At 74.0% G+C, this 18,920-nt stretch carries 16 protein-coding genes; 7 read left to right on the forward strand and 9 right to left on the reverse strand.

What is annotated here, in order from left to right:
• Positions 1 to 27: 27 nt before the first annotated feature.
• From FBY24_RS15035 to FBY24_RS15050, 4 genes are all read right to left on the reverse strand, one after another.
• Positions 28 to 1,782 (reverse strand): ubiquinol-cytochrome c reductase cytochrome b subunit, encoded by a 1,755-nt coding sequence (locus FBY24_RS15035; RefSeq protein WP_142161804.1) that lies wholly within the window; start codon positions 1,780 to 1,782, stop codon positions 28 to 30.
• Positions 1,779 to 2,828, reverse strand: a complete 1,050-nt coding sequence (locus FBY24_RS15040) for a Rieske 2Fe-2S domain-containing protein (protein WP_370510997.1) — start codon at positions 2,826 to 2,828, stop codon at positions 1,779 to 1,781. Before FBY24_RS15040 ends, FBY24_RS15035 begins: the two co-directional genes overlap by 4 nt.
• The gene (locus FBY24_RS15045) at positions 2,825 to 3,607 is read right to left on the reverse strand and encodes a c-type cytochrome (protein ID WP_142161806.1); all 783 of its coding nucleotides are present in this window, start codon (positions 3,605 to 3,607) and stop codon (positions 2,825 to 2,827) included. Before FBY24_RS15045 ends, FBY24_RS15040 begins: the two co-directional genes overlap by 4 nt.
• 67 nt (positions 3,608 to 3,674) lie before the next feature.
• Entirely contained in the window at positions 3,675 to 4,322 is a 648-nt protein-coding gene (locus FBY24_RS15050; RefSeq protein WP_142161808.1) for a heme-copper oxidase subunit III, read from the reverse strand.
• Positions 4,323 to 4,527: 205 nt separating this feature from the next.
• On the opposite strand from FBY24_RS15050, the gene FBY24_RS15055 reads away from it, so the two are divergent.
• Together FBY24_RS15055 and trpD are read left to right on the forward strand one after the other, a co-directional pair.
• Positions 4,528 to 4,947: a response regulator transcription factor gene (locus tag FBY24_RS15055; protein ID WP_142161810.1), complete on the forward strand. Its 420-nt coding sequence runs from the start codon at positions 4,528 to 4,530 to the stop codon at positions 4,945 to 4,947.
• Positions 4,944 to 5,990, forward strand: coding sequence for an anthranilate phosphoribosyltransferase (gene trpD / locus FBY24_RS15060; protein ID WP_142161812.1), 1,047 nt, complete (start codon positions 4,944 to 4,946; stop codon positions 5,988 to 5,990). Before FBY24_RS15055 ends, trpD begins: the two co-directional genes overlap by 4 nt.
• Before the next feature lie 76 nt (positions 5,991 to 6,066).
• Here the strand turns inward: trpD and FBY24_RS15065 are convergent, their stop codons facing one another.
• Together FBY24_RS15065 and FBY24_RS15070 are read right to left on the reverse strand one after the other, a co-directional pair.
• Complete coding sequence (locus FBY24_RS15065; RefSeq protein WP_140458760.1) at positions 6,067 to 6,348, reverse strand: Lrp/AsnC family transcriptional regulator; 282 nt, start codon at positions 6,346 to 6,348, stop codon at positions 6,067 to 6,069.
• An 8-nt stretch (positions 6,349 to 6,356) separates the two neighbouring features.
• Positions 6,357 to 8,210: a DEDD exonuclease domain-containing protein gene (locus FBY24_RS15070; RefSeq protein ID WP_142161814.1), complete on the reverse strand. Its 1,854-nt coding sequence runs from the start codon at positions 8,208 to 8,210 to the stop codon at positions 6,357 to 6,359.
• Positions 8,211 to 8,263: 53 nt separating this feature from the next.
• On the opposite strand from FBY24_RS15070, the gene FBY24_RS15075 reads away from it, so the two are divergent.
• Positions 8,264 to 9,520, forward strand: coding sequence for an NYN domain-containing protein (locus tag FBY24_RS15075; RefSeq protein WP_142161817.1), 1,257 nt, complete (start codon positions 8,264 to 8,266; stop codon positions 9,518 to 9,520).
• Between the two features lie 46 nt (positions 9,521 to 9,566).
• On the opposite strand, the gene FBY24_RS15080 is transcribed toward FBY24_RS15075, so the two are convergent.
• The gene (locus tag FBY24_RS15080) at positions 9,567 to 11,378 is read right to left on the reverse strand and encodes a long-chain fatty acid--CoA ligase (RefSeq protein WP_142161819.1); all 1,812 of its coding nucleotides are present in this window, start codon (positions 11,376 to 11,378) and stop codon (positions 9,567 to 9,569) included.
• A gap of 223 nt (positions 11,379 to 11,601) precedes the next feature.
• Between FBY24_RS15080 and FBY24_RS15085 the strand changes: the two genes are divergently transcribed.
• A complete protein-coding gene (locus FBY24_RS15085) occupies positions 11,602 to 12,555 on the forward strand; it encodes an ROK family glucokinase (RefSeq protein WP_142161821.1) in 954 nt (317 codons plus the stop codon).
• 6 nt (positions 12,556 to 12,561) lie between these two features.
• Here the strand turns inward: FBY24_RS15085 and FBY24_RS15090 are convergent, their stop codons facing one another.
• Positions 12,562 to 13,140, reverse strand: a complete 579-nt coding sequence (locus FBY24_RS15090) for a hypothetical protein (protein ID WP_142161824.1) — start codon at positions 13,138 to 13,140, stop codon at positions 12,562 to 12,564.
• A 117-nt stretch (positions 13,141 to 13,257) separates the two neighbouring features.
• Between FBY24_RS15090 and FBY24_RS15095 the strand changes: the two genes are divergently transcribed.
• The 3 genes from FBY24_RS15095 to FBY24_RS15105 all read left to right on the forward strand — a co-directional run bounded on the left by FBY24_RS15095 (position 13,258) and on the right by FBY24_RS15105 (position 16,814).
• The gene (locus FBY24_RS15095) at positions 13,258 to 14,049 is read left to right on the forward strand and encodes a 1-acyl-sn-glycerol-3-phosphate acyltransferase (RefSeq protein ID WP_255432422.1); all 792 of its coding nucleotides are present in this window, start codon (positions 13,258 to 13,260) and stop codon (positions 14,047 to 14,049) included.
• 195 nt (positions 14,050 to 14,244) lie between these two features.
• Positions 14,245 to 15,465: a pyrophosphate--fructose-6-phosphate 1-phosphotransferase gene (locus FBY24_RS15100; RefSeq protein WP_142161826.1), complete on the forward strand. Its 1,221-nt coding sequence runs from the start codon at positions 14,245 to 14,247 to the stop codon at positions 15,463 to 15,465.
• Positions 15,462 to 16,814 carry a class II 3-deoxy-7-phosphoheptulonate synthase gene (locus tag FBY24_RS15105; protein WP_140458767.1) on the forward strand — a complete coding sequence of 451 codons (1,353 nt, stop codon included), beginning with the start codon at positions 15,462 to 15,464 and terminating at the stop codon, positions 16,812 to 16,814. Before FBY24_RS15100 ends, FBY24_RS15105 begins: the two co-directional genes overlap by 4 nt.
• Before the next feature lie 85 nt (positions 16,815 to 16,899).
• On the opposite strand, the gene pknB is transcribed toward FBY24_RS15105, so the two are convergent.
• A complete protein-coding gene (pknB, locus tag FBY24_RS15110; protein WP_142161828.1) occupies positions 16,900 to 18,867 on the reverse strand; it encodes a Stk1 family PASTA domain-containing Ser/Thr kinase in 1,968 nt (655 codons plus the stop codon).
• Positions 18,868 to 18,920 lie beyond the last annotated feature (53 nt).

Raw genomic sequence — 18,920 nt, forward strand, 5'->3', positions numbered from 1 at the left:
TCATCCCTGGTCAACTCTCACCCAGGATCAGCTGTTCCGCGCGTCGGGCCCCGTCTCATCGCTCGGACCTGCGACGAGGTGCGTCCCGCCGCCGACGGGGGCGCCGCCGGCCAGGATCTCGGCCGGGGCCTTCTCCTGGTCGGAGCCGAGGGCGTCGTGGTCGCCGTGCGAGTGGGCCGCCTCGAGCTCGGCGGGGGTCACCGGCTCGATCCGGTCCTCGTAGAACACCCGGGACAGGCGCTGGCGCAGGGCGTCGGCGCGGTAGCCCTTGCGCCGCACGCCGCGGGAGTCCTCCGCCGGCTCGATCTCGAGCGGGCGGATCGCCTCGTGCTGCACCCGCAGCCAGCGCTCGTGCGCGTCCAGCGGCTTGTGCACCTCGATGTACTCGCCCGAGGCGAAGCGGACGATCTGGCCCGTCTCGTGGCCGTGCAGGACCAGCTCGCGGTCCTTGCGCTGGAGGGCCAGGCAGATGCGCTTGGTGACGACGAACGCCGCCCACGGCCCCAGGAAGAGCAGGAACCGGAACACCCACGTGATGTCGTTGATCGACAGGTGGAAGTGGGTCGCGATGAGGTCGTTGGAGCCGGCCAGCACCAGGATGAAGAACGCCACCAGGACCGAGACGCCGAACGCCGTGCGGTACGGGCGGTTGCGGGGCCGGTCGAGGACGTGGTGCTCGCGCTTGTCGCCCGTGGCGAAGGCCTCGACGAACGGGTACAGGGCCAGCAGCATGAACAGCACGCCCGGCACGACCATCGCGGGGATGAGCACGTTCAGCGACAGCGTGTAGTCACCGATCATGTACTCCAGCTGCCCCGGCATCATGCGCAGGGACCCCTCGAGGAAGAGCATGTACCAGTCGGGCTGGGCGCCCGCGGACACCGGTGACGGGTCGTACGGCCCGTAGTTCCAGACCGGGTTGATCGACATCGTGGCACCCATGAGGGCGATGACGCCGAAGACCAGGAAGAAGTAGCCGCCGGCCTTGGCCACGTACACCGGGAACAGCGGGAAGCCGACGACGTTCGCGTTGGTGCGGCCCGAGCCCGGGTACTGCGTGTGCTTGTGCAGCACCACCAGGAACAGGTGCAGCGCGATCAGCGCCAGGATCAGGCCGGGCACGAGAAGGATGTGCACCGTGAACAGGCGCGGGATGATGTCGTGGCCCGGGAACTCTCCGCCGAAGAGGAAGTACGACAGGTAGCTGCCGAGGATCGGGATCGACTTCACGACGCCGTCGGTGATCCGCAGGCCGTTGCCGGACAGGACGTCGTCGGGCAGCGAGTAGCCGGAGAACCCGGCGGCCAGGCCGAGGATCATCAGCACGAAGCCGACGACCCAGTTGATCTCGCGCGGCTTGCGGAAGGCGCCGGTGAAGAACACGCGCATCATGTGCGTGACGATCGCGGCCATGAAGATGAGTGCGGCCCAGTGGTGGATCTGCCGCATCAGCAGGCCGCCGCGCACCTCGAACGACAGGCGCAGCGTCGAGGCGAATGCCTCGGACATCGCGACGCCCTGCAGCTCGCGCCACGGGCCGTCGTAGTGCACCTCGGTCATGCTCGGCACGAAGAACATCGTGAGGAAAACACCGGAGATCAGCAGCGTCACGAAGCTGTAGAGCGCGATCTCCCCGAGCAGGAACGACCAGTGGTCGGGGAAGATCTTGCGCGCGAACTCCTTGACGGCCTTGCCGACGCCGGTGCGCTGGTCGAGGTAGTCGGCGGTCGCGGCCGCCGCGCGGGCGCCCCCCGAGGGGGCGGTCGTCGTCGTGGTGCTCATGCCAGACGCTCCCAGAAGCTCGGTCCCACGGGCTCGGTGAAGTCGCCCTGGGCGACCAGGTAGCCCTCGTCGTCCACGGTGATCGGCAGCTGGGGCAGCGGCCGCTTGGCGGGACCGAAGACGACCTTGGCGCCGTCGGCCACGTCGAACGTGCTCTGGTGGCACGGGCACAGGAGGTGGTGGGTCTGCTGCTCGTAGAGGGCCACGGGGCACCCCACGTGCGTGCAGATCTTGGAGAACGCGACGATGCCGTCGTAGGAGAAGCCCTCGTGCTGCTCGGACTTGATGTCCCGGGGGTCGAGGCGGACGAGCAGGACGACGGCCTTGGCCTTCTCGTCCAGCGGCGCCTCGGTCTCCTCGAGGCCCTCGGGGATGACGTGGACGACGGAGCCGATGGTGACGTCGGCGGCCTTGATGGGGCGGCCGGTGGGGTCGATCGTCAGCTTCTTGCCGCGCGTCCACATGGTGCGCTTGAACTTCGAGACGTTCCAGTCCTCGCCGACCTCGCCCACGAGGGGGAGCACGATCGTCAGGGGGAACAGCGCGAGCGACGACACGAGCGCACCCTTGAGCACGCCCCGCCGGCCGATCGCGGAGTCCTTGGCGCCGTCCTTCAGGGCGGCCACGGCCTCCTGCCGCTCCTGGGCGTTCGAGGCCTGCGCGTGGCGGTCCTCGGCCTGCTCGTGGTCGTTCATGAGCGACTTGGCCCAGTGCACGGCGGCGGTGCCGATGCCCAGAAGGGCGAACGCCAGCCCCAGCCCGAGGCTGAGGTTGGACGCGCGGATCGAGCCGACCGTGCCGTCGAGCGGGATCGCGAAGTACGCGACCACGAAGCCGACCGTGCCGAGGACGGAGATCGCGAACAGGGCGACGACCTGGCGCTCGGCGCGCTTGTTCGCCTCCGGCTCCACGTCGCTGCGCCGGGGGCGGTGCGGGCCGAACCCGGGGTTCTCGAAGCGGTCCGGGCCGTGCTCGCCCTGCCGCAGGACCAGGTCCTGGCCGCCGATGTCGCGGGGCTCGTCCGCGTTGCCGTGGGTGGTGCTCACGAGGACCTCGCTCCGATCCAGACTGCCGCGCCGATGAGAAGGCCCATGCCGACGACCCAGGCCCACAGGCCCTCGCTGACGGGGCCGAGGCTGCCGAGGTCGATGCCGCCGGGGGTGGCCTCGCCCTGCAGGTCGAGGAACGCGATGATGTCGCGCTTCTCGTCGGGGGTCAGCGTCGCGTCGTTGAAGACGGGCATGGACTGCGGGCCGGTGGCCATGGCCTCGTACAGGTGCGTGGGCGTGGTCTCCCACAGGTTCGGGGCCCACTTGCCCTGCGAGAGCGCACCGCCGGCGCCGACGGCGTTGTGGCACATCGCGCAGTTGGTGCGGAACAGGGCCATGCCGCTGGCGGCGTCGCCGAGGGCCGGGTCGACCTGCTCGGCGGTCGGGACCGCCGGGCCGGGGCCCAGGGACGCGACGTACGCGGCGAGCGCGGCGATCTGCTCCTCGTCGAACTGCACCGGCTTGGCCTGGGCCTGCGGGCCGTTCATCTGCATGGGCATGCGGCCCGTGCCGACCTGGAAGTCGACGGCGGCTGCGCCCACGCCGACGAGCGAGGGGACGTCCTGCGTGCCGGTCGCGTCCGGCCCGTGGCAGGTCGCGCAGTTGGCCTGGAACAGCTTCTCACCGGTCTCGACGTCTCCGGACGCGGCCGCGGGGGCGGCGTCGGCGGAGGTCGGGGCCACGACGGCGTAGAGCGCGCCGGTGAGCAGCAGCGCCAGCAGGAGCAGCACGACCGGCGCGCGCCGGTCGTGCCTGCGGGCTGCGAGTGCCTTCACGGATCGGTCCTCGTCTCGCTGGGGGGTCGGGAAGGGGCGGGGGCGGTGCGGGCCGGGGCCCGCGACGTCATCGGACGAGGTAGATGACCGCGAACAGCGCGATCCACACGACGTCGACGAAGTGCCAGTAGTAGGAGGTGACGATCGCCGTCGTCTCCTCGTGCTGGGTGAAGCGCTTGGCCGCGAACGAGCGGCCGAGGAGGAAGAGGAACGCGATGAGGCCACCGATCACGTGCAGCCCGTGGAAGCCGGTCGTCAGGTAGAAGACCGAGCCATAGGGGCTGGAGGAGATCGTGAGCCCGTGCTCGACGAGCTCGGCGTACTCGTAGACCTGGCCGCCGATGAACACGGCGCCCATGACGTACGTCATGGTCATCCACTCGTTCATGCCCCAGCGGCCGACCTGCCACAGCGCGCCGGAGCGCACGGGCTGGAGCCGCTCGGCGGCCCACACGCCCATCTGGCACGTCACCGACGACAGCACCAGGATGGTCGTGTTGATGAAGGCGAAGGTCAGGTTGAGCTTCTCCGTCTGGACCGCCCACTCCGCGGGGACGGCCGCCCTTACCGTGAAGTACATGGCGAACAGGCCGGCGAAGAACATCAGCTCGCTGGCCAGCCAGACGATCGTCCCCACCGAGACCGGGTTGGGGCGGTTCACGGTCACGTGGGGCGCGGGGCGCGAGGCAGCCGTTGCGGTCGTCACGTCGGCCATTATTGCCGACGCAGGGCCCACATGAGTCCAAGGACCCAGGGTGAGCCCTGGGGATATGTCACATCGTCACCTCCGGCTCAGGTCGTGCTCAGGTTCGACGCAGGTGCGCGTGCTCGCGCGCGCGCGGGGGCGTCACGCGTCCGCGCGGGCCCCGGCACGTGCCAAGATGCCTCCGGAGCACGTCGACGACGAGTGAGGGACGAGCATGAGCAACCCCGACGCGGACACGTCCCGCGGCCCCCGGATCCTGCTGTACAGCGACGACGTCGACACCCGTGAGCAGGTGCGGCTCGCGGTCGGCCGCCGCCTCGGGCGCGGCGAGCCCGACATCGAGTGGGTCGAGGTCGCCACCGGCGCCGCGGTCGTCGCCGCCGCCGACGCGGGCGGCCTGGACGTGCTCGTGCTCGACGGCGAGGCGGACAAGGTCGGCGGCATGGGCCTGGCGCGCCAGCTCAAGGACGAGGTGTACCGCTGCCCGCCCGTGCTCGTCCTGACGGGCCGCCCGCAGGACGCGTGGCTGGCGTCCTGGTCGAACGCCGACGCCGTGGTCAGCCGCCCCCTCGACCCCGTGCTGCTGCACACGGCCGTGGCCGACCTGGTCCGCTCGGGCGCCGGCGCCCGATGAGCGAGGTCACCACCTGGTCCGACCTCCTCACGACCCTGGTCCGGGGGCAGGACGTCGACGCCGCGCGCACGCGCTGGGCGATGGACCGCATCATGAGCGGCGAGGCGGCGCCGGCCCACGTCGCGGGGTTCCTCGTCGCGCTGCGCGCCAAGGGCGAGACCACCGAGGAGGTCCTCGGGCTCGCGGACGAGATGCTCGCCCACGCCCGACGCTTCACGGTGCCCGGCCGGTGCGTCGACATCGTCGGCACCGGTGGCGACCGCCTGCACACGGTGAACGTCTCGACGATGGCCGCGCTCGTCGTGGCCGGCACCGGCCTGCGGGTGGTCAAGCACGGGAACCGGGCCGCGTCGTCGTCCTCGGGCTCGGCCGACGTGCTCGAGGCCCTGGGCGTCCGGCTCGACCTGCCCGTCGAGCGCGTCGCCGCCCTCGCGGAGGAGGTCGGCATCACGTTCTGCTTCGCGCTGGTCTTCCACCCCGCGATGCGGCACGTCGCACCCGTCCGTCGTGACCTGGGGATCGCGACGGTCTTCAACTTCCTCGGTCCGCTGACCAACCCGGCTCAGCCGTCCGCGGCCGCCATCGGCGTGGCCGACGCCCGCATGGCGCCGATCCTCGCGGGCGTGCTGGCGCGGCGCGGGACCGACGCGCTGGTCTTCCGCGGCGAGCGCGACGGTCTCGACGAGCTCGCGGCCACCGGTCCGTCGCGGATCTGGGAGGTGCGGGACGGGCACGTGCGCGACGAGGTCGTCGACTGGGCCGCCGAGGGGTTCGCCCCCGTGACCGTCGACGAGCTGCGCGGCGCGGACGCGGCGTACAACGCGGGCGTCGTGGAGCGCCTGCTCGCGGGCGAGCCCGGGCCGGTGCGCGAGACCGTGCTGCTCAACGCGGCGGCGGCGATCGTGGCCGACGGGACGCTGCCCGGCACGGGGCAGGGCAGCCTCGTCGAGCGGCTGCGGGCCGGGGTGGCGCTGGCCGCCGCTGCGGTCGACGGCGGGGCGGCGGCCGAGGTCCTCGCCCGCTGGCGCGCGGCGTCGGCCTGACCGCCGGTCCGTCTGCGGCCCGGCCCGGCCGCGCTCCGTCGGCGCTCCCGCTCGGCCAGTCCGGCGCCGGCGGGTGCTAGTCCTCGATCCCCAGGGCGAACGCCGACTCCAGGTCCAGCCGGGAGTAGGCGCGGAACGCGATGTACGTCTGCGTGCGCAGCACTCCCTCGACCTTGCTGACCTGGTCCGCGATGACGTCGGCGAGCCGGTCGTGCTCGCGCACCCGCACGAGGGCGACGAGGTCGACCTCCCCGGTGACCGAGTAGACCTCGCTGACGCCCTCGATCTCGGCGATCTGCGCGGCGACCTCGGGGATCCGTGCGGCGTCGCAGTCGATGTGCACGATGGCGGTGAGCATGGCCGCCATCATGCCGTGCTGCGCGCCGTCACGTCCCGCAGCGCGTCGTCCGGCGTGCCCGGTGCACCCGGTGCGGTGAGCTCCGGGGCCGCCAGGTCCAGGGCGACGGCTGTCGCGGCGTCCTGGACGGCGTGCGCCGACCGGACGGGCAGCGACCAGCCCGCGGACGCGTGCACGAGCCGGGTCCCGGGCTGCTCCAGCCAGGTGAGCAGCAGGTCGGTCTCCTCGGGGTGCGCCGATGTGGCAGGCGCGGTGGGGACGGGCACGTGCTCGCCGGTGGCGCGCAGCGTCCGCACCGCCGGCAGCGGGTCGGTGCCGCGCGCGACGACGGCGGTCCCGGCCAGGCGCCCGTGCCGCACGAGCACGAGCTCCCACCCGCCCTCGTCGGAGCGGCGGGCGGCGACCATCTCCTCGAGGCCGGCCAGCGACCCGTGCCGCTGGGCGCGAGCCGCACCCCGGACGAAGGCCTGGAGGCGGTCGCGCACGCCCGCGGCCTCCTCGTACCGCTCCTGCGCGGCCAGCGTCCGGATGCGCGTGGCATGGGCGTGCACCACCGCGGACGGGTCGCCCGTGAGCGCGGCGCGCACCTGGGCCACGACCGCGCCGTACCCGTCCGGCGCCTGGGCGCCCGTGCACGGACCGCCGCAGCGCCCGAGGCCGAGCAGCGCGCACCCGTGGGCGTCGGCCCGGGGGACGAGCGGCAGGCGCCCTGCGCACCGGCGCAGCGCGAACGTCTCGTGCAGCGCCTCGACGGCGAGCCGTGCGGCCCCGGTCGAGGTGAACGGGCCGACGTGGGCGAGGCCGAGGTCGTCGCGCACCTCGCGCACCAGCGTGAGCCGTGGGTACGGCTCGACGGTCAGCCGCACCCACGGCATCCGCTCGGGCGCGCGCGAGCGACGGTTGTACGCCGGGGCGTGCTGGGCGATCAGGCGCAGCTCGCGGACCCGGGCCTCGAGGGGCGTCGCGCACACGACCGGGTCCACGCGCGTGGCCAGCCGCACCATCTCGGTCATCCGCGGCCGTCGCTCGGCCGACGTGAAGTAGCTCCTCACGCGCGTGCGCAGCGAGGTCGTGGAGGTGCCCACGTAGAGCACCTCCTCGCGCGGGCCGCGGAACAGGTAGACGCCGGGGGCGTCGGGCAGCCCGTCCGCGAGGGTCCGGCGGCGGCGCACGTCCGGCGGGACGGGGTCGGCCGCGGTCGCCAGGTCCTCCAGGTGTGTGACGCCGAGCGGAGCGAGCCGCCCGAGGAGCGCGTGGAGCACGTCCACCGTGGCGCGCGCGTCGGCGAGCGCACGGTGGTTCGGCGTCTCGGTCGCGCCGAACAGCGCGGCCAGCGTGCCGAGCTTGTGGTTCGGCGCCTCGTCGCGCGTCACGACCCGCCGGGCCAGCCGGACCGTGTCGACCACCTGGTGCCCGGGCCACGCCCGCTCGCACCGCGCCGCGGCGGCGCGGAGGAAGCCGATGTCGAACGGGGCGTTGTGCGCGACCAGCACGCTGCCGCGCGCGAACTCGAGGAAGCTCGGCAGCACCTCCTCGATGCGCGGTGCACCGACGAGCATGGACGTGGTGATGCCGGTGAGCACCTGGATGAAGGGCGGCACCGGGCCGCCGGGGTCGACGAGGGTCTGGAACTCGCCCAGCACCTGGCCGCCGCGGACCTTGACGGCCCCGATCTCGGTGATCGCGTCCTCGGTGGCACGGCCGCCCGTCGTCTCGAGGTCGACGACCACGAACGTGACGTCGGACAGCGGTGTGCCCAGCTCGTCGAGGGCGACCTGCACGCCCGTGCCGGGGGGAGCGGCGGGGGCGCCCGTGCCCGACCCCGGTGCGGGGGCGGGGCGCAGGCGTCGGGTGCTCGGCATGGCGCGCACGCTACCCACCGTGTCCGACACCGGCGGGCACCTACGGTGGGGGGATGAGCGAGCAGGACGACCGACCGGTGCCCGCGCCCCTGCGTGCGGCGGTGCTGCGGCTCGCGGCGGACGTGCTCGGCGAGGTCGAGGAGGTCCAGGTGCCGGCCTCCCTGCGGGCGGTGCGCCGCTTCGCGCCACGGCGCCGCGCCGCGGCCGGCGCCGGGCCGCTGTGGGCGGCGCTGCACGAGGACGACGGATTCCGCGCCCGGGTCACGCGGGTGTGGGCGCTGGGCGACCCCGCCACGGCGCAGCAGCTGGCGGGCGACGAGCGCCCGTCGCCGTCGTGGGCCGCGGCCGCGGGCGCGTGGCTGCTGGGGCAGGACTGGAGCGCCCTGGTGCCCGCCGCCGAGCCGGTCGAGCCCGACGACGACCGCGCCCTGGAGTCGTCGAGGCGTCAGGTCGAGGACCTGCGCGCCGCCCTCGGCGTCGCGCGCGAGGGGGAGCGGCTGGCACGCGAGGAGCTGGCTGCCCTGCAGCGCGAGCTGCGCCGGCTGCGCTCGGACGCCGACCGGGCGCGCAGCGAGGCCCGCCGCACCGGGGAGCGGGCCGCCGCGGACCTCGAGGCCGCCCGGGCCGCTCGGGCCGAGGCCGAGGCCCTGCTCGGCCGCGTGCAGGACGAGCGCCGGGCGTCGCGGGCCGAGCAGGGCGCGGCCCGCGACGCGGAGCGGGCCGGCCGGCGTCTCGCGGACGCCCGCGTCCGGCTGCTGCTGGACACGCTCGTCGACGTCACGTCCGGCCTGCGGCACGAGCTCGCCCTGCCGCCCGCGGCCGCGACGCCGGCGGAGCTCGTCGCGCAGGCGCAGGCCGGCGACGCGACCTCGGCCCGCCCCACGTCCCGGGGGCGGCAGGTCGACGACCCCGCCCTGCTGGACGACCTCCTGCGGCTGCCCCGCGCGCACCTGGTCGTCGACGGCTACAACGTCTCCAAGACCGGCTGGCCGGGCCTGTCGCTGGCCGACCAGCGCCGGGTGCTCGTCGACGCCCTCGCCCGGGTGGCCGCGCTCACGGGCGCCGAGGTGACGTGCTGCTTCGACGGGCAGGAGGGGCACCGCCCGCCCGCGGCCCACCGGGGCGTGCGCGTGCTGTTCTCGACGGGCGAGATCGCGGACGACCTCCTGCGCCGCCTCGTCGCCGCGGAACCCCCCGGCCGGGTGCTGGTCGTGGTGACCAGCGACCAGGAGGTCGTCCGCGACGTCGAGGCGGCGGGGGCGTGGGCCGTGCCGTCCGCGACGCTCGTCGCCCGCGCGCAGCGCTCGTGACACCGCCGCACGCGGACGGGTCGGCCCGCCCGCGTGCGTGCGGGTGTCAGTGCACGGGCGCGTCCGCGTAGAGCGCGTCGACGTCCGCCGCGAAGTCCTTGAGCACCTCGGCGCGCCGCACGCTGAGCTTGGGCGTGAGGTACCCGTCGGCGATCGTCAGGTCGCGGTCGAGGATCCGGTACTTGCGGATGGACTCGGCGCGCGAGACGGCCTTGTTGGTGCGCTCGACGGCCTTGTCGAGCGACGCGAGGACGTCCGGGTCCTTGGCGGCCTCCTCGACGCTCATGGCCGGCTTGCCGTGGGCGGCGAGCCAGCCGGGCACGCCCTCGGGGTCGAGCGTGATGAGCGCGCCGATGAACGGGCGCTGGTCGCCGACCACGACGACCTGGCTGACCAGGGGGTGCCCGCGCAGGCGGTCCTCGAGCACGGCCGGGGCGACGTTCTTGCCCGCGGCGGTGACGATGATCTCCTTCTTGCGGCCCGTGATCCGCAGGAAGCCGTCCTCGTCCAGGGAGCCCAGGTCGCCGGTGCGGAACCACGGGCCGTCCATCGCCTCGGCGGTCGCGGCCGGGTTGGCGTGGTACCCGCGGAACACCTGGATGCCCTGGATCTCGACCTCGCCGTCGGCGGCGATCCGGATGGCGGTGCCGGGCAGCGGCGGGCCGACGGTGCCGATCTTGGTGCGGTCGGGCAGGTTGACGGTGGCCGGTGCGGTGGTCTCGGTCAGGCCGTACCCCTCGAGCACCTTCAGCCCGACACCGCGGTAGAAGTGGCCCAGCCGCTCGCCGAGGGGCGCGCCGCCGGAGATCGCCCACTCGACCTGCCCGCCGAGCACGGCCCGGATCTTCGACAGGACGAGCACGTCGGCGACCTTGTGCTGCAGCCGCAGCCACGGGCTGGGACCGCTCGGGGTGTCCAGCGCCCGCGAGTACACGATCGCCGTCTTCGCGGCGCGCTGGAAGATCGCGCCCTTGCCGCCCGCGGCGGCCTTCTGCTCGGCCGAGTTGTAGACCTTCTCGAACACGCGCGGCACCGACAGGATGAACGTCGGCCGGAACGTGCCGATGCCCTGGACGAGGGTCTTCGTGTCGGGCCAGTGCCCCAGGACCGCCCCGGCGGGGATCGTCAGCACGTGCACGAAGCGCGCGAAGACGTGCGCCAGCGGCATGAAGAGCATCGTCCGGGCGTTCGGTGAGCTCACCACCACGCCGAGCTTCTCGACGGCGTTCGTCGTCAGCTCGGCGAAGTTGCCGTGCGTCAGCTCGACGCCCTTGGGCCGGCCGGTCGTCCCCGAGGTGTAGATGATCGTGGCGACGTCGTCGCGCCGGGCGGCGTGGCGGCGCCGGGCGATCTCGGCGTCGTCGACCCCTGCCCCGTCCCGCACGAGGGCGTCGACGGCGCCGTCGTCGATGACGAGGACCTCGCGCAGGGTGGGAGCCTGGGCCCGGACCTCGTCGACGACGGCGGCGTGCGCCGCGGTCTCGACGACGAGCAGGCTGACGTCCGCGTCGGTGAGGATCCACTCGACCTGCTCGGCCGACGACGTCTCGTACAGCGGCACCGGCACGGCACCGGCGGCCCACGTGGCCCAGTCGAGCAGCGACCACTCGTACCGCGTGCGCGACATGATGCCGACGCGGTCCCCGACGGCGACGCCGCGGGCGACCAGCCCCTTCGCGACGGCCACGATCTGCGCGTCGTACTCGCGCGCGGTCAGGGGCTCCCACGGGGCGTCGTCGGACGCCTTGCGCTCCACGACCGCCTTGTCGGGGGTGGCGCGCACGCGTGCGGCGAGCAGGTCGTTGAGGTTGTCCGCAGGGTCGGTCTCGACCAGCTGCGGCGTGCGGAACTCCTCCATCGTCTGACTCCATCGGCAGGGGGTGGGGTAGGTCACAGGATACGGGACGCAGGGCCCTTGACCAGGGCGCCCGTCCGGGTGGCGGTGCGTCCGTGCCACCCCGCCGACGCGGTGCGGCACGGGCCACCCGGGACGGTCGGGTGCGCGCGCTCCCACGGCGTGCCGCTAGCGTGGGCGCGCGTGCGAGCGACGCACGCCCCCCACGTCAGGAGCGAGGAACCTCATGCACGCCATCGGTGTCGACATCGGCGGGACGAAGATCGCGGCCGGGGTCGTCGACGACGAGGGGCGCATCCTCGCCAAGACGCGCCGTGACACCGACCCCGACGACGTGGCCAGCATCGACGCGGCCATCGCCGACGTCTACCGCGAGCTGACCGTCGACTTCGAGGTGCGCGAGGTGGGCCTGGCGGCCGCCGGGTTCGTCGCCGCCGACCGCTCGGGCGTGCTCTTCGCGCCGAACATCGCCTGGCGCGACTACCCGCTGCGCGACAGGGTCGCCGCGCTGATCGACGCGCCCGACGTGCGGATCGTCGTGGAGAACGACGCCAACGCCGCCGGCTGGGCGGAGTTCCGGTACGGCGTCGGCCGCGACGCGCAGGACATGGTCCTGCTCACGCTCGGCACCGGTCTGGGCGGTGCCGTCGTCACGAACGGCCGGCTCGTGCGCGGCGCGTGGGGCGTCGCGGCGGAGATCGGCCACATGCGGGTCGTGCCGGGCGGGCACTACTGCGGCTGCGGGCACCAGGGGTGCTGGGAGCAGTACGTGTCGGGGTCGGCGCTCGTGCGCGACGCCCAGGCCGCCGCGATCTCGCAGCCGGCGCGCGCCCAGCACCTGCTCGACCTCGCCGGCGGCACGTCGGCCGGGATCACGGGGCCCATGGTGACGGCCGCGGCCCAGGCGGGCGACCCCCTCGCGGTCGACCTCCTCACCGGCCTGGCCACGTGGGTGGGCGAGGGTGCCGCGACCGTCGCCGCGCTGCTCGACCCCGAGCTCTTCGTCCTCGGCGGCGGCGTCAGCGCCGCGGGCGACCTGCTGCTCGGGCCGGCGCGCGCGGCGTTCGCCGAGCAGCTCTCCGGCCGCGGTCACCGCCCCGAGGCGTCGATCGTCGTCGCCGCGATGGGCAACGACGCGGGCATGGTGGGCGCTGCGGACCTGGCCCGCGTCCGGGACTGAGGGCGGTCAGACGACCGCGCCGGTGTCGTCGTCGGACGGGTCGCGCCGGTGCGGCATCCGCCACACCAGCAGACCCACCGCGGCGACGAAGACGACCAGGGCGCCGCGCACGAGCAGCGTGGGTGCGTCGCGCCATCCCAGCGCCACGACGAGCAGGAGCAGGGGCGCGGCCGCGACGGCGACCCACGCCATCGTGAGCAGCGGGTCCCCGCCGAGCACGGGGCCGGGGTCCGGCGGCACGAAGTGCTCGTGGTCGTCGACGGCGTCCTCGGCCTCGTCGTACTGGGCGGTGCCGTCCCAGTCGCGTCCGGACAGGACCACGGGCCCGGCCGCGCCGGCCGCGTGGACGGGTTCGTCGCCGGGCGCGTCGTCGCCCGCCCCGCGCCGCGTCCCGGCGTCGCCGTCGTCGCCCAGCCCGAGGTCGAGGTCACGCAGGTCGTCCAGCCGGGCGACGATCGACGCCCACGCGGCGTCGTGCTCCCCGCCCGGCGCGTGGGGCGGGGGAGAGGCCTCGCCGGGGCCGTCGGGCCCCTCGGCGGGCGAGCGGTCGTCGGCGCCGGGGGCGTCGTCGGGGCGAGCAGCCATGTGAGCACTCTAGAGTCGGACCGGACGTGCCGACCCGGTGCACCCGCACCGTCGGTGCGACGGACGGCACGCTGGCACGCGGACGGGCGCCCCCCGGGCCGTCGGTGAGGAGAGATGTTGTTCTACTGGTTGATGAAGCGGGTCTTCGTCGGGCCGCTGCTGCGGCTGGTCTACCGGCCGTGGGTGCGCGGTGCGCAGCACGTCCCGGGCGACGGGCCGGCGATCATGGCCAGCAACCATCTCGCCGTCATCGACTCGTTCTTCCTGCCCCTCGTGCTCGACCGCGAGATCGTCTTCATCGGCAAGCAGGAGTACTTCACCGGTCGCGGTCTCAAGGGCCGGATGACCGCGGGGTTCATGCGCGGCGTCGGCACGATCCCCGTCGACCGCGGCGGCGGCAAGGCCAGCGAGGCCGCGTTGCGCACGGGCCTGCGCCGCCTGCAGGAGGGCGGGCTCTTCGGCATCTACCCCGAGGGCACGCGCAGCCCCGACGGGCGCCTGTACCGCGGCAAGACGGGCATCGCGCGGCTCGCGCTGGAGTCCGGCGCCCCCGTGGTCCCGGTGGCCATGGTCGGCACCGGCGTCGCCCAGCCGATGGGCCGTCGCATCCCCAAGATCATGCGGATCGGCATCGTCATCGGCGAGCCCATGGACTTCAGCCGCTACCGCGGCATGGAGAACGACCGGTTCATCCTGCGCTCGGTCACCGACGAGATCATGTACGCGATCATGAGCCTGTCGGGCCAGGAGTACGCGGACGTCTACGCCGCGACGCAGAAGGCCCGGATCGCCACGGGGCACCCCGCGGCCGCCACCCCCGGGGAGCGCCTGCCGGCCGCCCCGGGCGGGCGCCCGGTGCCCGATGTCCAGGTTCCGGTCCCGCCGGAGGACGGCCCCGCGCCTGCGTAGGATGACCGAGGCCCCGGACGCGTTCCGGGCCCGTGCCGTGCCCCGTCGGGCGCGTGCCCGACGTGACCGCCGCCCGACCTCGTCGCGGACCCGGACCTCGGTCCCGGCCCCGGCCCCGGACCGCGCGGCACGCTGGGCCCGCCGCGCCGCGGGCGTGGCTGTTCCTTGTGCTCGTCCAACGAGAGGTGTGTCCCCATGTCGGTCCGTCGCGTCGCCCTCCTGACCGCCGGCGGTTTCGCTCCGTGCCTGTCGTCCGCCGTCGGCGGGCTCATCGAGCGCTACACCGAGATCGCACCCGAGGTCGAGATCATCGCCTACCAGCACGGCTACCACGGCCTGCTGCGGGGCGACAAGATCGTCATCACCCCCGAGGTCCGTGCCCAGGCCGGTGTGCTGCACCGCTTCGGCGGCTCGCCGATCGGCAACTCGCGCGTCAAGCTCACCAACGCCAAGGACTGCGTCAAGCGCGGTCTGGTGGCCGAGGGCCAGGACCCGCTGCAGGTGGCGGCCGAGCAGCTGAAGGCCGACGGCGTCGACGTGCTGCACACCATCGGCGGTGACGACACCAACACCACCGCGGCCGACCTCGCCGCGTACCTCGCGGACAACGGCTACGGCCTGACGGTCGTCGGCCTGCCCAAGACGATCGACAACGACGTCGTCCCGATCAAGCAGTCGCTCGGCGCGTGGACCGCCGCCGAGGAGGCCGCCGGGTTCGCGGCGAACATCATCGGCGAGCACCGCTCGGGCCCGCGCATGCTCATCGTCCACGAGGTCATGGGTCGGCACTGCGGGTGGCTCACGGCCGCCGCGGCGGCCGAGTACCGTCGCTGGCTCGACCAGCAGGAGTGGGTCCCGGGCATCGGCCTGTCGCGCGAGCGCTGGGACGTGCACGCCGTCTTCCTGCCCGAGCTCGCGCTCGACATCGACGCCGAGGCCGAGCGCCTCAAGGCGATCATGGACAGCCAGGGCAACGTGAACATCTTCCTGTCCGAGGGCGCGGGCATGCACGAGATCGTCGAGCAGCTCGAGGCCGCCGGCGAGACCGTCGAGCGCGACCCGTTCGGGCACGTCAAGCTCGACACGATCAACCCCGGCCAGTGGTTCGCGAAGCAGTTCGCGGCCAAGCTCGGCGCGGAGAAGACCATGGTCCAGAAGTCGGGGTACTACTCCCGTGCCGCCGCGGCGAACGCCGAGGACCTGCGCCTCATCAAGTCGATGACCGACCTGGCCGTCGAGTGCGCGCTGCGGGGCGAGGCCGGCGTCATCGGCCACGACGAGGAGCAGGGCGACCGCCTGCGCGCCATCGAGTTCCCCCGCATCGCCGGCGGCAAGGCGTTCGACGTCTCCCAGCCGTGGTTCGGTGCGCTCCTGCAGGACATCGGCCAGCAGCTCGTCCCGGCGAGCCACGCATGAGCGTCGAGCCGGACCCGCGGGTGGTCGCGGGCCTCGACGCGTGGGAGCAGCTGCAGGCGGCCCAGCAGCCGAGCTGGCCCGACGCCGTCGAGGTCCGACGGGTGCGGGACCGGCTCGCGACCCTGCCCCCGCTCGTCTTCGCCGGCGAGGCGGACGCCCTGCGCGCGCAGCTGGCGGCCGCCTCGCGCGGCGAGGCGTTCCTGCTGCAGGGCGGTGACTGCGCCGAGACGTTCGCCGAGGCCACCGCGGACAACATCCGCAACAAGGTCAAGACCATCCTGCAGATGGCGGTCGTGCTCACGTACGGCGCCAGCCTGCCGGTGATCAAGATGGGGCGGATGGCGGGGCAGTACGCGAAGCCGCGCTCGTCGGACGCCGAGACGCGTGACGGCGTGACGCTGCCGGCGTTCCGTGGCGACATCATCAACGACCACGCGTTCACCGAGCAGGCCCGCACGCCGGACCCGCAGCGGCTGCTCGAGGCGTACCACACGTCCGCGTCGACGCTGAACCTCATCCGGGCGTTCACGACCGGCGGGTTCGCGTCCCTGCTGCGCGTGCACGAGTGGAACCGCGGCTTCACGGCCAACCCCGCGTACGCGCGGTACGAGGAGATCGCCGCGGAGATCGACCGGGCCATCCGCTTCATGGCCGCGTGCGGCGCGGACGTGGACGCGCTGCGCACCGTCGACTTCTTCGCCAGCCACGAGGGCCTGCTGCTGGACTACGAGCGGCCCCTGACGCGCATCGACTCGCGCACGGGCCTGCCCTACGACTGCTCGGGCCACTTCCTGTGGGTCGGGGAGCGCACGCGCCAGCTCGACGGGGCGCACGTCGACTACTTCTCGCGCGTGCAGAACCCGATCGGCGTCAAGCTCGGACCCACCACGTCCGGCGACGACGCGATCGCGCTGATGGACCGGCTCAACCCGACCGGCACCCCCGGGCGCCTGACGTTCATCACGCGCATGGGGGCCGGCAAGGTCCGCGACCTGCTGCCCGCGCTCGTCGAGAAGGTCACCGCCGACGGTCGACCCGTGACCTGGGTGTGCGACCCGATGCACGGCAACGGCATCACGACCCCGAGCGGCTACAAGACGCGCCGGTTCAGCGACGTGATGGACGAGGTCGCCGGCTTCTTCGAGGTGCACCGCAGCCTCGGCACCGTGCCCGGCGGCCTGCACATCGAGCTCACCGGCGACGACGTCACCGAGGTGCTCGGCGGCGGCGAGGAGATCGACGAGGCGGGCCTGGCCCGTCGCTACGAGACCCTCGTCGACCCGCGCCTGAACCACCAGCAGTCGCTGGAGCTCGCGTTCCAGGTGGTGGAGCTCCTCCGCCGCGCCTGACCGGCACCGACGACGCAGGCCCCGGACCGCACGGTCCGGGGCCTGCGTCGTCCTCGGGGCCCTGCGTGCGGCGCGCCGAGGTCGGTCAGACGACGGTGAGGACGACCTCGGTGCCCTTGCGCACCTGCTCCCCGGCCGGGACGCTCTGCTGCCGCACGGTGCCGAACAGACCGCCGAGCACGTTCTCCCGCTTCGCCGACAGCCCGAGGTCCTCGAGCTCCTTCTTGGCGACGGCGAACTGCTTGCCGGTCAGGTCGGGCATCTCGACGGTCTCCGGACCGAGCGACACGACGACCTTCACCGTGTCGCCGCGGCGGGCCTCGGCGCTGGCGGCCGGCTCCTGGGAGATGATCAGGCCGGCGGCGACGTCGTCGCTGTACTGCTCCGTCGCCTCGATCTTGAGGGCGTCGGGCTCGAGCTGGGCGGTCGCGTCCTCGACGCTGATCCCGATCACCGAGGTGACGGTCACCGGCGCCGGTCCGGAGGAGACGACGAGCCGCACCGTCGAGCCGCGGCGGACCTCGGCCCCGGCCTCGGCGTCGGCACCGTCCTCGAGCGTCGCCGACAGCACCTGCCCCGACGGTGCGGTGTCGTGGTGCTCCGGCGTGCCGTAGTCCGCGACGAGGTCGGCGGACTCGAGTGCCCGCTTCGCGTCCGCCTGCATGGCGCCGACCAGCCCGTCGGGGACGGTCACCAGGTCGGGGCCCTTCGAGACGACGTACGCCACGGTGCCGTCCTTGCGGACGTCCTCCCCGGGGCCGGGGTCGGTCGAGACCACCGTGCCTGCGGGCACGACGTCGTCGAACGCCTCGGTCGGCGACGCGTCGAGGTTCGCGCGTGCGAGCGTCTGCGCCGCCTCGTCGGCGCTCGCGCCGACCACGGGCGGGACGGTGGTGTAAGCGCCCGGCCCGGCCAGGGCGTACCAGGCGCCGCCCCCGCCGAGCAGCGCCAGCACCAGCGCCACGACGAGCACGGCACGCCAGGGGCGCCGGGCGCGCGCGGGAGCGGTGGCTGCCGGGCGCGCGGTGACGGCGCCGATCGGCAGGGCGACGGTGCTGCCGCGGGCGTCCAGCGCCAGGACCGTGGTCCGGCCGCTGTCGTCCGTCCCGGCGGGGGCGTCGTCGTCGGCGCCGGGGTCGGTGGCCGACGGCAGGACGATCGACGGCACCACGTCCGCGCCCCGCGCCAGCGTCGCGTCGTCGAGGCTGGCCCGGGTGCGGCGGACCAGGTGGAGCGCGGCGGTCGCGTCGACCGGACGGTCCGCGGGCTCGCGGGCGGCCAGGGCGCCGACGAGCTCGTCGACCTCCGACGGCAGCCACTCCTGCAGCGACGACGGCGCCGGGACCTGCGAGTTGACGTGCTGGAACGCGACCTGGATCGGCGTCTCGCCGACGAAGGGCTGACGCCCGGTGAGCATCTCGAACAGCATGACGCCGCACGCGTAGACGTCGGTGCGCACGTCGCTCGCGCCCTGCGCGACCAGCTCGGGTGCCAGGTAGGCGACGGTGCCCAGCACGGTGCCCGTCGTCGTCGACGTGACCTCCGTGACGGCCCGCGCCAGGCCGAAGTCCCCGACCCGGACGCGCCCGTCCGTGCCGATCAGCACGTTCTCCGGCTTGACGTCGCGGTGCACGAGGCCGACGCGGTGCGCCGTGGCGACGGCGTCGAGCACCTGCTCCAGCACGCGCAGCGCCTCGCCCACGGGCAGCGCGCCGCGCTCGCCGAGCGTGCGGCGCAGGGTCTGCCCGTCGACGTACTCCATCGTCAGGTACGACGTCTCGCCGTCGACGCCCTGGTCGAACACGGCGACGAGGCCCGGGTGGGTCAGGCGGGCCGCCGTGCGCGCCTCGCGGCGGAAGCGCGCCACGAACGCCTCGCCCGACGTGCCCTCCGCGAGGTGCGGGTGCATGACCTTCAGCGCGACCTCGCGGTCCAGCCGGCGGTCGACCGCGAGGTACACCGTGGCCATGCCGCCGCGCGCGATGCGTGAGACGACCTCGTACCGGCCGTCGACGAGACGGCCGACGAGCGGATCGGTGACGGTGGCTCCCACGCGCGGGAGTCTACGGTCCGCGATGGGCCGGACGGGTGAGGCTCGGCGCCGTC

The sequence above is a fragment of the Cellulomonas sp. SLBN-39 genome, from assembly GCF_006715865.1.
Lineage (GTDB): Bacteria > Actinomycetota > Actinomycetes > Actinomycetales > Cellulomonadaceae > Cellulomonas.